Origin of the sequence: Eubacterium sp. F2, assembly GCF_046244355.1 — a bacterium.
Taxonomy (GTDB): Bacteria; Bacillota; Clostridia; order Peptostreptococcales; family Anaerovoracaceae; genus Aminicella.
Genome location: NZ_CP176393.1, coordinates 752,576 through 765,222, shown reverse-complemented (window position 1 = coordinate 765,222; position 12,647 = coordinate 752,576). Strand labels below are relative to the sequence as shown.

At 50.0% G+C, this 12,647-nt stretch carries 13 protein-coding genes; 4 read left to right on the top strand and 9 right to left on the bottom strand.

Translation table 11 applies throughout. The features are described from left to right. Positions 1 to 5: 5 nt before the first annotated feature. A complete protein-coding gene (rpsF, locus tag ACI77B_RS03095) occupies positions 6 to 293 on the bottom strand; it encodes a 30S ribosomal protein S6 (protein ID WP_178264075.1) in 288 nt (95 codons plus the stop codon). Between the two features lie 190 nt (positions 294 to 483). After that, entirely contained in the window at positions 484 to 1,452 is a 969-nt protein-coding gene (locus tag ACI77B_RS03090; RefSeq protein ID WP_409337323.1) for a sugar phosphate nucleotidyltransferase, read from the bottom strand. Between the two features lie 855 nt (positions 1,453 to 2,307). On the opposite strand from ACI77B_RS03090, the gene ACI77B_RS03085 reads away from it, so the two are divergent. From ACI77B_RS03085 to ACI77B_RS03075, 3 genes are all read left to right on the top strand, one after another. Next, the gene (locus ACI77B_RS03085; RefSeq protein WP_409337322.1) at positions 2,308 to 3,765 is read left to right on the top strand and encodes a Na+/H+ antiporter NhaC family protein; all 1,458 of its coding nucleotides are present in this window, start codon (positions 2,308 to 2,310) and stop codon (positions 3,763 to 3,765) included. Positions 3,766 to 3,906: 141 nt separating this feature from the next. Continuing rightward, positions 3,907 to 4,554: a corrinoid protein gene (locus tag ACI77B_RS03080; RefSeq protein ID WP_409337321.1), complete on the top strand. Its 648-nt coding sequence runs from the start codon at positions 3,907 to 3,909 to the stop codon at positions 4,552 to 4,554. 10 nt (positions 4,555 to 4,564) lie between these two features. Continuing rightward, positions 4,565 to 5,674 carry a uroporphyrinogen decarboxylase family protein gene (locus ACI77B_RS03075; protein WP_409337320.1) on the top strand — a complete coding sequence of 370 codons (1,110 nt, stop codon included), beginning with the start codon at positions 4,565 to 4,567 and terminating at the stop codon, positions 5,672 to 5,674. Between the two features lie 147 nt (positions 5,675 to 5,821). Here ACI77B_RS03075 and rd read toward each other — a convergent pair whose 3' ends face one another. Next, the gene (gene rd / locus ACI77B_RS03070; RefSeq protein ID WP_409337319.1) at positions 5,822 to 5,980 is read right to left on the bottom strand and encodes a rubredoxin; all 159 of its coding nucleotides are present in this window, start codon (positions 5,978 to 5,980) and stop codon (positions 5,822 to 5,824) included. Between the two features lie 110 nt (positions 5,981 to 6,090). Further along, on the bottom strand, positions 6,091 to 6,774 hold the full coding sequence (locus ACI77B_RS03065; RefSeq protein ID WP_409337318.1) for a phosphatase PAP2 family protein: 684 nt from the start codon (positions 6,772 to 6,774) through the stop codon (positions 6,091 to 6,093). A 214-nt stretch (positions 6,775 to 6,988) separates the two neighbouring features. On the opposite strand from ACI77B_RS03065, the gene ACI77B_RS03060 reads away from it, so the two are divergent. After that, entirely contained in the window at positions 6,989 to 7,729 is a 741-nt protein-coding gene (locus ACI77B_RS03060; RefSeq protein WP_409337317.1) for a lysophospholipid acyltransferase family protein, read from the top strand. Between the two features lie 272 nt (positions 7,730 to 8,001). Here the strand turns inward: ACI77B_RS03060 and ACI77B_RS03055 are convergent, their stop codons facing one another. The 5 genes from ACI77B_RS03055 to ACI77B_RS03035 all read right to left on the bottom strand — a co-directional run bounded on the left by ACI77B_RS03055 (position 8,002) and on the right by ACI77B_RS03035 (position 12,646). Beyond that, complete coding sequence (locus ACI77B_RS03055; protein WP_409337316.1) at positions 8,002 to 8,712, bottom strand: SanA/YdcF family protein; 711 nt, start codon at positions 8,710 to 8,712, stop codon at positions 8,002 to 8,004. A 9-nt stretch (positions 8,713 to 8,721) separates the two neighbouring features. Next, on the bottom strand, positions 8,722 to 10,719 hold the full coding sequence (locus ACI77B_RS03050) for an LTA synthase family protein (protein WP_409337315.1): 1,998 nt from the start codon (positions 10,717 to 10,719) through the stop codon (positions 8,722 to 8,724). Positions 10,720 to 10,782: 63 nt separating this feature from the next. Then, positions 10,783 to 11,634: a 16S rRNA (adenine(1518)-N(6)/adenine(1519)-N(6))-dimethyltransferase RsmA gene (rsmA, locus tag ACI77B_RS03045; RefSeq protein ID WP_409337314.1), complete on the bottom strand. Its 852-nt coding sequence runs from the start codon at positions 11,632 to 11,634 to the stop codon at positions 10,783 to 10,785. After that, entirely contained in the window at positions 11,591 to 12,166 is a 576-nt protein-coding gene (gene rnmV, locus ACI77B_RS03040; protein WP_409337313.1) for a ribonuclease M5, read from the bottom strand. The genes rsmA and rnmV overlap by 44 nt, the downstream gene beginning before the upstream one ends. Before the next feature lie 129 nt (positions 12,167 to 12,295). Continuing rightward, on the bottom strand, positions 12,296 to 12,646 hold the full coding sequence (locus ACI77B_RS03035; RefSeq protein ID WP_409337312.1) for an FtsB family cell division protein: 351 nt from the start codon (positions 12,644 to 12,646) through the stop codon (positions 12,296 to 12,298). Position 12,647 lies beyond the last annotated feature (1 nt).

The following is a 12,647-nucleotide window of genomic DNA, read 5'->3' as shown; positions in this document are numbered from 1 at the left end:
AAAGACTATTTTGCGTCCTTATTTACGATCATATGTCTGATAATCTTGTCAGAGATCTTAATTCTTCTGTCGAGCTCCTTAGGAAATTCTGTATCTGCCTTGAACTCTGTGACTACATAGTATCCCTCATTCTTCTTCTGAATCGGGTATGCCAGCTTTCTGAGTCCCCAGACATCAGTGTCTCCCAGTTCACCGTGCTCAGAGATAACGCCCTGAACCTTCTCGATTGCAGCCTTCTTTTCCTCTTCACTGAGTGTCGGATCGAGGATGAACATTACTTCATAATTCGTCATAGCTTTCACCTCCCTATGGACTATATGGCACCGTTTCTCAACGGTGCAAGGATTTTACGTGTACTGGTCTATTATATCACCTGATTATTGAATAGCAAGCAGTTTTTCAGTATTTTGTACCGGATCTCCCGGCTTTTCTCTCCTGCCGGCCCCCTTTTATGACAAAACCCACACGCAAGGAGTCTCCTGCCTACTCGTCCTTCGGACGCAGTTCTTTCCAGACAACGTTTTCAGGTTCCTTCCGGAATAAAACTTCCGGATACTCTCCCTTGTCCTTCATGGACTGGATTGCCGCCGCAACGATGTCGTGGTCCTCATGATAGGTTACGCCATACCACTTATCCGGGGTCTTCAGAACATGGACCTGCGCCTTGCCTTCTTTAATTTGTCCCTCGACGATGGACGGAAGGAAATACTCGCCTTTCATCGGGTTGTCGCGCAGAATCTGATCCAGGAAAGCCGGGAAACGTTCCCAGGCCTCTTTCATGAATGCGCCGGTGAAGCCCCAGAAATTCATGGAAACGGTGCTGCCCTGCGGGATTTCTGTCCAGGTCTTCCCATCGTCTTCCGTATAACCTGTAAATTCCCCTCTGGACATGACCTTGGTGCGCTCCGTGACGTTCTTCAAGAGATTGTCATCCGTCAGCTCGCAGATTCCTCTGGCCACGGTGCCGCTCTCGCTCAGGGTCTTTTCCAGCTGGAAGCCGATCATCGCATACTGATACGGTTCGGTGTCTTTTACGTTTTCCAGATAGTCGTACAGGAGATGGAAGGCGGTCGGTCCGTAATAGTCGTCGGCATTGACAACCGCGAACGGCCCATCGATGACCTGGCGCGCCGCCAGGATCGCATGTCCGGTTCCCCATGGCTTTACACGGCCTTCCGGCACCTTATATCCTTCCGGAAGATCGTCCATTTCCTGGTAAACGATTTCTACATCCATGTATTTATCAATGCGTCCGTCGATCAGTTTTCTGAAGGCCTCTTCATTTTCCTTTTTGATGACGAATACTGCCCGCTCAAAACCTGCCATCATCGCGTCGTACAGGGAGAAGTCCATAATAACTTCGCCCTGATCGGTGATCGGGTCAATCTGCTTCAGTCCGCCGTAACGGCTGCCCATTCCGGCGGCCATAATCAACAGTGTTGGTTTATTCATTCCTGCCACTTCCATTTCTAACATGATTTACACCGCATCCATGCGGCCTTTTATTCTGCGTTTTCGCACTTCCACCATTTTAAACAGTGGCGCCTTTATCGTCAAGAATTGCTGCAGCGCAGCCTGTGCCTGGAAGACCTCCCGGTTCTCTTCGCGCATGCTCACGCGGACACTTTACACCTTCGGGATTCGGCGTTTCCATTTACAGACGAAAATGATTTTCTTGAATATAACGGAAATTGTGATAAAAATTTCAGCATTTCTTCCACCCATCCATGACCATTCCGCCCGGTCTGACCATGGATACACGGCGATATATTGTCAGAATGCTTTTTATTCTCTTGCAACTAGACCGCAGTTCAGGGATATATGTCCTGTACATCTGCCTCAGCTTCCAATTTATGAATCCGGACATTTGTACCATGGTGCAACTTTTTATATCCCATTATCCTACTTTATTGGTTGTAAATGCAAGACCACACAATTTAATCAGATTTTTTGTATTTATCGCACACAAAAATCAACAATGTCTATATTTTATTTTCTGTTTATTATTATATTCTATATTTAAACTTTTGTTTCTCTCCCACAAGCAACTCTTCCTGAATCTTGTATTTCATTTAACAAGCAGAACAATGTTTCCCCATTATGCCCTGATTATGATACAGTATATTTATACAAGTTTTATACTTCCCGATTCTATTGATAAAGCTTATTTATACCGACATCACGTTCTGACTGGTTTTGTGCTATTCTATCTGCACACGGTACACTCTGCTGAAACATAGTGTACCGGCGGAATATGTTGAATTTGTTTTATTGGTTTAATGCAATTATGTAAGAAGGAGTTATCTTATGAGTGACAATCATGACCTTCGAAAACAGAAAAGCAGCGGACTCGCTCTTCTGCCTTTCATCGTTTTCATTGCCATCTACCTGGGCGCAGGACTGTTTCTGCAGGCTAAGGGCGTATCGATGGCATTCTATCAGTTCCCGTCTGTATCCGCGATGTTCATCGCCGTACTGGTTACCTTCTTTATGACAAAGGGAAGCCTGGGAGAGCGTTTCTCCATCTTCGCAAGAGGTGTCGGTAAAGAAGATATCATTACGATGCTGATTATCTTCATCCTTGCCGGCGCATTCTCCACCGTCGCTGCTGCAATGGGAGGAAGAGATGCGACCGTTAATATGGGACTGACCTTCATTCCGGTTCGCTTCCTGGCTGCCGGCATCTTCATCATCGCCGCATTCATGAGTACCGCCACCGGAACCTCCATGGGAACCGTCGGCGCCATCATTCCGATCGTCATCGGAATCGCAGACAAGGGCCACTTGAGCATTCCTCTGGTTATCGGTGCCTGCATCGGAGGCGCCATGTTCGGAGACAACCTGTCCATGATTTCCGATACAACCATCGCTGCAACCCGTACACAGGGCGTAGGCATGAAGGATAAGTTCCACATGAACTTCCTGATTTCCCTCCCGTCCGCAATCATCACGATCGTCCTGCTGCTGATCTTTGGCCGTCCGGACACCATCGTCGCGATGAAGAGCCTGAGCTTCAGTTTCATTAAGGTTCTGCCGTACATCGTCGTCCTGGTTCTGGCCCTGGTCGGCATGAACGTATTCCTGGTTCTGACCATCGGAATCTTCCTTGCCGGCATCATCGGCATCGGCTGCGGCAAACTGACCGTCTTCACTTTCGCCCAGAATATCTGGACCGGATTCACCAGCATGAACGAAGTATTCTTTCTGACCCTGCTGGTTGCCGGAATGGCAGAAATGGTCATGCACAACGGAGGCATAAACTGGCTGCTGGATAAACTGGAGAAGGTCATGAAAGGAAAGAAATCCGCTCAGGTCGGTGTTTCTCTCCTGACTTCCCTGATCGACTGCGCAACCGCGAACAACACCGTTTCCATCGTTGTTGTAGGACCGCTGGCAAAGAAAGTATCCAGCAAGTACCACATCGACCCGAGACGTACCGCATCCCTCCTGGACATCTTCTCCTGCTGCCTGCAGGGATTCCTCCCTTACGGCGCACAGATCCTGCTCTGCATGTCTCTGGCCAACAACTACCTGAAGGGTTCCGCAACCATTAACCCGACGAACATCGTTCCATACGTCTGGTACTGCATGATCCTGTTCATCGTAGCAATGGTTTCCATCTTCGTACCGTTCGCAGACGGATTCACAAAGAAGAACCCGTGGAACTGGGAGTATGACTGCGCAGAGAGCGAGGTTGAAGAAGTTAAGAAGATCCGGAATGAGAATAGAGAAATTGAATCGGAAGACCCTGATCATCTCGACTAACTGCATGTTACAATACTATTAACAAACATAATACTCAGCGGAAGCAGTATGGTTTCAGCCGGCTGTTTCCTGATGATATTTACTTACCTTGCCCGGTATAGCCTTTGTCCCGGAATCAGACATAACAGGAGCGTGAAAATTATGGACAAAAAAGAACTTTTCAAGAAGATAAGCGACAATGTTGTTGACATGGATGATGAGGCCGTTGAAGAACTCTGCGAACAGTCTCTGGAGGACGGAATTGATCCGTCAGAAACCATCCGTGAAGGCCTGATTGACGGCATGAACCGCGTCAGTGAACTGTTTGAGACGGAAGAGTATTTCCTGCCGGAAGTAATGACCTCTTCCTTCGCGATGAACGCGGGCATCGATGTGCTGAAGCCGCATATCAAGCAGGAAAAGCTGGATACGCCGGTCAGCCTGGTCATCGGTGTTGTTGAGGGAGACACCCACGACATTGGAAAGAACCTGGTCAAGATTATGTGCGAGGCAGCGGGATTCAAGGTTTATGACCTGGGAAAGGATGTTCCGCTGGATAATTTCATTGATACAGCAGAAGAAAAGCACTGCGACCTGATCTGCATGTCCACGCTGATGACGACGACCATGGAAGGCATGCGTACAGTGGTCAACAAACTGAAAGAGCGCGGCATCCGCGATAAATATAAGGTTATGATCGGCGGCGGCCCGATTTCTCAGAAGTTTGCCGACCTGATCGGTGCAGACGCGTACACTCCAAACGCACATGCCGCTGTGCTGAAAATCAAAGATATGATGGGTGTAAACTAAGGAGGAAATAATGATCGTACAGATCAAACAATATCTTCATGGACTGGAAGTACCGAAAGACGAACTGACAGCACTGGAGAGAAGTGAATTATATTCACAGGGAAAGGAAGTCGACCGTATTCCCTGCTCCCTGGATACAGGAGAGACGATGGCCCCGATGATGGGCATGTCTATTGATAAATACTACCATTCCGCAGAAATGATGTGCGACCTGGAAGTCTGGCTGCAGGAGAATTTCCACTCCGACAGCGCGGGACTTTCCACCACGCTCCGCGGAATGGCGGAAGCCATGGGATCGGAAATTTCCTATTCTGACAACAATATTTCCCAGCTGAAGACACCGGCCATCAGGAGCCTGAAGGACATCGACAATGCGAAACTCGTTGACGTCGACAAGGACGGTCGTCTGCCAATCATCCTGAAGGGACTTCAGATGGTTAAGGACAAGCTCGGAAAAACTGTTCCGATCAGTGCCAGTGTCACCGGTCCGTTTACTATCGCTGCCATGGTTATGGGAACGGAACATCTGATGATCGGCATGATCAAGGCGCCGGAGAAAATCCATCAGCTGCTGGATGTCATCGTGGAGAACAACAACCGCTATATCAAGCGTGTCATCGACATGGGCATCGGCATCGGATTCTGCGATCCGGTCAGCTCCACTTCCCTGATCAATGAGAAACAGTACAGGACCTTCTCCCTGCCGTATCTGCAGAAGAACATTGATTTCATCAAGAGCCAGGGAGCCGGCTGCGGCCTTCACATCTGCGGAACAAGCCGCAAGATCTGGGAAGACCTGCGCGATACCGGAATTTCCGGATTCAGCCTGGACAACTGCGAGAGCCTTCTGGAAGCAAAGAAAGTCCTCGGCGACAAGATGGCGATCATGGGAAATGTACCTCCGGTTGATGTCATGCGCTACGGCACACCGCAGGATGTCCTGCGTGCCGCCAAAGCCTGCATCCGCGACGCCTGGGATTCCCCTTGCGGATTCACCCTGACTTCAGGATGCCAGATGCCGACCGGCACACCGGCAGAAAACATGACCGCCCTGATGGATGCGGCGAGAATTTTCGGCCGCTATCCGATCGACACAGATCTGCTGAACAGCGAAGATTAGCAGACCGGCATAACAGACAGGGTACTGAACAGGATTGATTAAAAACATATAAAGCATTAAAAAGGAGCCATGCGGCAGATCACTGCTGCAGAGGCTCCTTTATTTTTTATCTGTTATGAGTGAGTGGTTTCTCTGAACCCTTGAAAACTACTCCTTCGGGGAGAACTCGTCCTTGCCTACTCCGCATACCGGGCATGTCCAGTCATCCGGAAGATCCTCGAATTTTGTTCCCGGAGCTACTCCGTTATCCGGATCACCCTTTGCAGGATCGTACTCATATCCACATGTGTCACATACGTAAATCATAATTTCCTCCTTATTGAGACGTTTCAGTCAGGTTTATTCGTCTCCGGGACGGTTCCCGGACACGTTACTGTTATTATACCGTAACTTGCTTGGTTTTACCCATGTATTTTTCATGAAATCTGTTTTTTCTTCTTGCTGGTCATCTTTTGCCGGCAAAAGTCAATGAGACAGGAGACAAGCAGCACCCAGGCAAGTCCCAGGCTCCAGCCGCCCAGTACATCGCTGACGTAATGCACGCCGCAGAACAGGCGCGTCCAGCCGATCAGCGGGATCAGAAGGCCGAACACGACGGTCAGCACATTCTTCTTATACCGGGAAAGGCTGCTTCTTCTGATCAGGAAAATCAGCATGCCGTAGAAGATCAGGCCGTTCATGGAATGGCCGCTCGGAAAGCTGTATCCGTGCTCGATGACGAGCCATCTGGCCGGGTTCGGGCGCGGCCGGGCGATCGTGGTTTTCAGGATCTTGTATGGAATCAGCCCCAGGGATGATGAAAAGGCCAGCGGCAGGCCATACTCCGTCCGGGTGCGCGGTATTGCCAGCAGAACGGCGATCACAGCGATGATAAAGTACTTATGGGCCATATAGGTGATCGGTACCAGGACACGTTCGGAAAAGCCGTTTCTGGCGCTGTAGGCGAAGTACTGGACCTTGTGATCGATTCCGTGCGTATATCCGTGAATGACGAGCCACGCGATTACGCAGAACAGTGCGATGAAGCAGATGCCGCCGATGATCCGTCCCCGGTACCGGTATATCTTCTGCTCCGAATGATTATATGCAGTTGCATTCATGTCTATCCTCCCTTGTTTTCACATTCGTACTATCATACCACAAGTGCCTGGATTTGCATACGAAGAAAACCGTATGTTTTCGGCCCTCCACTGCCCTTTTCTTGATTCTGTACCGGTTTCTATTTATACTTAAAACAGATTCTAAGATAAGATTCAGAGAAATCCGGGCCGGCCATTTATTTTTGTCGGACTGGTGACAATGGGAGATATAATTATGAGCAAATTACGGAATATCCCTGCATTAATCAGGGTCGCCAATTCACTGCGTGCGTTTAATCATTATGAAAAGGACATTCTCGCGGCCAGGGAGACCGGAGATCCGGTAAAAGACCGGGAGGTCACGGGACACGCAGCCTATCTCTGGGCGCAGGACGTGTGCCGCAGACTGCATCTTACCGTCACTGTCACCGGGCAGGAAAATCTGCCGGAACAGGACGGCTTCCTGATCATCGCCAACCATCAGGGATATGGAGATATTCTTGCGCTTCTGGTGGCCATGAATGAAAGACAGATCGGATTTATCGCGAAGGATTCGCTGGAAAAGGTGCCGATGCTGGGACGCTGGATCAGCAATATCGGAAGTCTCTTCCTGAAGCGCGGAAATGCTCGTGAAGCGATGAAAAGCCTGCAGGAAGGCGCGAAAAGACTGAAAGACGGGTATAACCTGGTCATCTTCCCGGAAGGCACCAGAAGCCGCAAGACGCGGATGCGCCATTTCAAGCGCGGAAGCTTTAAAATGGCCTTTAAAGCGAAAGTTCCGATCGTACCGGTTACCCTGGAAGGCGCCTATCACATCTATGAGGAAACAGGCGTCTATCACCCGGCAGAACTGCACGTGCAGATCCACCCATATGTGGAAACTGCAGGTCTCGACCGCCATGCCCAGAATGAGGCGGAAAACCAGATTGAAGAGACCATCCGGCAGGCGCTGCCGAATCCGGAGGTACTGGAATAGGCTCCCATCGTTCTGATGTTGACGTGTACCTGCAATTGTATATATAAAGAATACAGGGGACATAGCACTTCTCGATACTAATAATCTCGATCACATAAAAAAGGTCATTCAAAGTCTGGTCTGATGTTCAAAATCCATAAACATACAGTACCATTGAATAAAAGGAATGACAAAGGGGCTGTTGCGCTTTGCAACAGCCCCTTTTATTTGCCCCGTCAAAGTTACGGACTCATCAAAATGTCCGTACTTCCTTGTCTGTTTGTTTTTTGTCCCTACTCTCCGTGGCTGCTGACGCCGCTTCCGGTGATCGGAATCTTGCTGCCGCCCACGGTTGGGCTGGCGTGTCTGGCGACATTGATCATGTCTTTCACCCGCGCCAGGACTTCGCGGAAATTGCGGTAGGTCTGCCCGCTGTATGAGCCCTGATCGGAGGCTGCCCCCTGAACCCTGATGCCGAGCTTGTCGGCGATGTAAAGGGAACGGTACAGATGATAGGACTGTGTCACGACAACTGCGCGCTTTACCTCGAAAATGGACTGTGCGCGGTACATGGAATCGTAGGTGCAGAATCCCGCGTGATCGCAGAAGATCTTGCTGTCCGGAATCCCCTCTCTGCGCATGTACATCAGCATGACGTGGATTTCATTATGCTGGACGGTCCCGTTGTCCCCCGTCAGAAGGATCTTCGGCGCGACGCCTGCCTTATACAGCATGACTGCAGTATCCAGACGGTCCTTCAGCATATCTGAGGGCTCGATACTGTTCTTGATGCCGGCCCCCAGCACGATGATACACTGGGGATTCAGCTTCTTGAACTTCGCTTTCTGTGCAGCGGTCAGTGTCTGGCTGTTACTCGTCACCGTCATGGTCTTGTTCGGGGATTCCTGGCTGCACATCCAGGCGTTTATCCCTGCAATGATGATGACGATCAGCATGAAGAGCAGGAAAATCCATTTGATGAATGTTTTAATGATTCTCCGCATGCTTTACTCCTACTCTGTCGTACTGATGATGGTGTTATCCGACTTGTCAACCTGGCTGACCTTCATGTACTTCGCCTCGCTCGGGTCGACTTTCTTCTTCAGAACCAGCAGCTGAGGCGTCAGGTACTTGGTGCTCAGAGTCTTTCCGTGCAGCGTGATCTTACTCTGCTCGGTGAAGTTCTCTCCCTGGATATAGTACTTGCCGGAAACTTCCACAACCTTATTGACCTTGATGGTCTTTACGCCCATCTTCATGCCGCCCTTCGGGAATTTCTTTCCGCCGTAGATATAGCGCTTTCCGTACAGCATATCATATCCGAGCAGTTTGAGGTTCTTCAGATAGTTCTTGCTGTGGTGGTTGACCTGCTGATGGTACTCGATGGTTGTTCCGTTGTGGATGCCGAGGCGGTTGAAGATATATGCCGCAAGCTGGTATGCATGCATGTTCTTATGGACTCTCTTCATCTTATAGTTGCTCCAGACGACGTACTGGGTCTGATACAGGCTCGGCAGTGCGTAATTGTCGGAAGTGACCTCCAGTGCCGGAATATGGTCTCCGTACATAACCAGGATGGTCGGCTCCTTATATTTGGAAAGCGTATTCGTCAGCTGTTTGACGAACTGATCCATTTCATAGACCTGGTTGACGTAGTACTCGTATTTATTTTTCAATTCCTCATTCGGTGCCTTCGTGACCTTGATCTTCGGATTTGTCAGCACCTTTTCGGACGGATATTTTCCATGTCCCTGAACAGAAATGGTGTAGATATAGTCTCTGTTCTTGGTGGATTTCAGCGCACCCATAATCTGGGAGGTCAGGATCTTATCCTTCTCCCAGCCCTTCGGTGTCTTCTCGACGTTCGGCATGTACTCCACCGAAGTGAATGTGTTATAGCCGATGTTGTTGAAGACGGTATTTCTGTTGTAGAACATCGCTCTGTGGTCGTGGATGGCGTGTGAGGAATATCCGATGTCACGCAGATCCCAGGCGATACTCTCTGCCGTCTCATCCTTCAGAACGGACTTGAACGGATATTCTCCAGGTCCGAAGAACTTGATGCTGAGTCCGGTCATGACTTCAAACTCGGTGTTTGCTGTACCTGCTCCGCAGGCTGGAACGGTCAGATTTCCGGATGAATAGTTCTTCATCAGACTGCGGTAGTATGGAATCGGATCCTGCGAATACTTGATGTTGGTAAACAGTGTCGGATCGACAAAGGACTCCAGCTGCAAGAAGAGGATGTTTGGCTTGTTTTTTGTATTTGCCGAATTATCCTTCTCGAATTTCACCGTGCCATTCTTATTCAGATCCTTTTTCGGGAGGACACTCTGCACCGCTTTCTTGCTGTAATTGGCCGGTCTGTGAATTCCTGTATTCATCCAGGTGTTGATGAAGCAGTATGGAACTCCGTAGTCTTCATAGGCATAGGCCAGATTTCCGAAGAATGTTGCCAGGTTTCCTGTCTTGATCAGTCCAGTAGTCGCTCCAAATGCGGCCAGGATAATCAGAACCACAGTGATCAGGCTCTTCTTAAAGTGTATATTTCCTGTTCGCTTCGGTCCCTTGATGAACAGCAGGATAAACACAACCAGCAGCAGCGCCACCGCACCGAACATCAGGAAGAGCTGGATCTTGGAAAAATAGTTGGTCATGATCGTCGCGCCGTCGGCCATGGAACTGAAATCCTTCACCGTAAACGGCGTCATACGCTGTGACAGAATGATTCCGTTCGTCACGCCGATGGCCATCCACACGGAAGAAATCAGCGTTAATACAAACGTACTCCTCCGGAACAGCGCTGACACAACAAGCGTTGCATAGATGATCAGAACATTGTCGAAAAAGGCAAGCGGTCTGGTCACCATAAAATAGAGTCCGCCATATCCCGGCATGGTATGTCTGGCCAGTGTTTCAATGATCAGATTAAATACAAAAGCCAGAATCAGATCCCATACGAATGGATTACGGACCTTTGGATTATGATAGAATTGCTTCAGTTTATTCATCAGCTTTCACTCCACTCTCTGGTTCCGGAAATAAGATCCGGTCCCTCTCCCATTTCCCTTTTATTATTCCACGAACATATCCGACAGGCGGCCGAATTCCTCCAGACTCAGAGTTTCTGCCCGTCTTCTCGGGTCGATCTCCGCAGCTTCCAGAGCGCTGCGGACACGGTCCTTACTCTCGCCCATCGTCATCAGGGAATTCAGCAGCGTTTTTCTCCTCTGGCTGAATCCCGCTTTGACGCAGCGGAAGAACACCGCCTCGTCCTTCACGTCAACGGCCGGTTTACTGCGGACATCCAGACGCAGAACCGCGGAATCCACCTTCGGCTGCGGCATAAAGCACTGGCGCGGCACTTCCATCACCTCAGACACTTCACAGTAGTACTGCACCGTGACCGACAATGCGCCGTAGGTGCGGCTTCCCGGGTTGGCCCGGATGCGGTCCGCGACCTCCTTCTGCATCATGATGACGATGCATTCCGCCGGGACATGTTCCGTCAGCAGCTTCATGATAATCGGTGTTGTAATGTAATACGGAAGATTGCCGAGCACCTTCACCCGGCTGCAGCTCCCGCGTTCCTCCGCGATGATCCGGCTCAGGTCCGCCTTCAGGACGTCCTGTTGAATCACATGGACATTGGAAAACTCCGCCAGCGTGTCATGCAGAACCTCAACCATGTGCGGATCAATCTCGATCGACGCGGCCTTTCCGGCGCGCCGGCAGATTTCCGACGTCAGCACGCCGATGCCCGGCCCGATTTCCAGGACAAAATCATCCTGGTCAAGGGCAGCGCCTTCAGCGATTCCGTCGATGACATCCGGATCAATCAGGAAATTCTGTCCAAAACTTTTCGCGAACTGAAATCCATATTTATTTTTTAACAGTTTGATCGTTAATGGATTGTAAAGCTCCATAAAACTCCTCTCTGCTGATATTAAATCCGTTCAGTTTATTCAGCATGGCACGCGCGTTGCCGTAGCCGATCCCGAGAAAATCGCCCAGCGCCTGTCTCCTGGCGCGGCTTCCTGCGCCTCCGCAGAGGCCGTTTTCCAGCATATCTTCCCAGCTGATGGACGGTGTGTTCTTCTCTTCCTGACCGCACACGGTACAGTGTGCCTTGGAAAGCGCTTCCCGGATATCCTCCGGCTTTGCGTTTTCCACACCGATATTATCCTTCTTCATGGCCTGTGATCTCGGAAGGAAAGCCTGCCCTGCGTCAGGGAACCGCTCCGTCACTTTCTTACGGATTCGTTCCCCTGCAGAGTCCGGATCAGTAAAAACGATGATTCCCTTCTTTTTATCTGCAGATTCGATACGTTTCCACATTTCCTCACTGAGTCCGAATCCGTGTGTCTCAATCGTTTCTGCATCCACTGCGCGGTGGACGGCTGCCGTATCATCGCGGCCTTCTACCACAATCACTTCATTTATCTTGATCTTATCCATACTGTATTCCTGTGTTCACTCACATTATCTCTGCTGTCCCCAGACTCATTCTGCCGCGTTCTGCACAGATATTCTCCTGGTCTGCAGCAGACGATATACTCTGTCTGTTCCCCAGAACAGGCCGGGTGGCTATTTCGAAGAGGAACTGTTTCCGGACTTGCTGCTTCCGGAAGAATTGTCCTTTAATACATAGACCACCTCTCCCGGCTTGATCATATGCAGCTGCGTTCTCGCCTGCTGCTCGATATAGCTGTCCTTGTTCACACTCTTTAACTCCTCCTGGAGCTCCGAACGCTTTGTCTTCAGCTGCGTATTCTTTGACTTCAGCCGGTTCTGCTCACTCTGCAGCTGCAGAACGGTGTGAACCGATACCCCGCTCGCGCCGAGCAGGAGCACCATGATCAGGGTCAGTACCATTCTGGACGGATTGATTCTGACCTTTTTCTTCTTTCTTCTGCTTCTCGTATTCTTTGCGCTCATT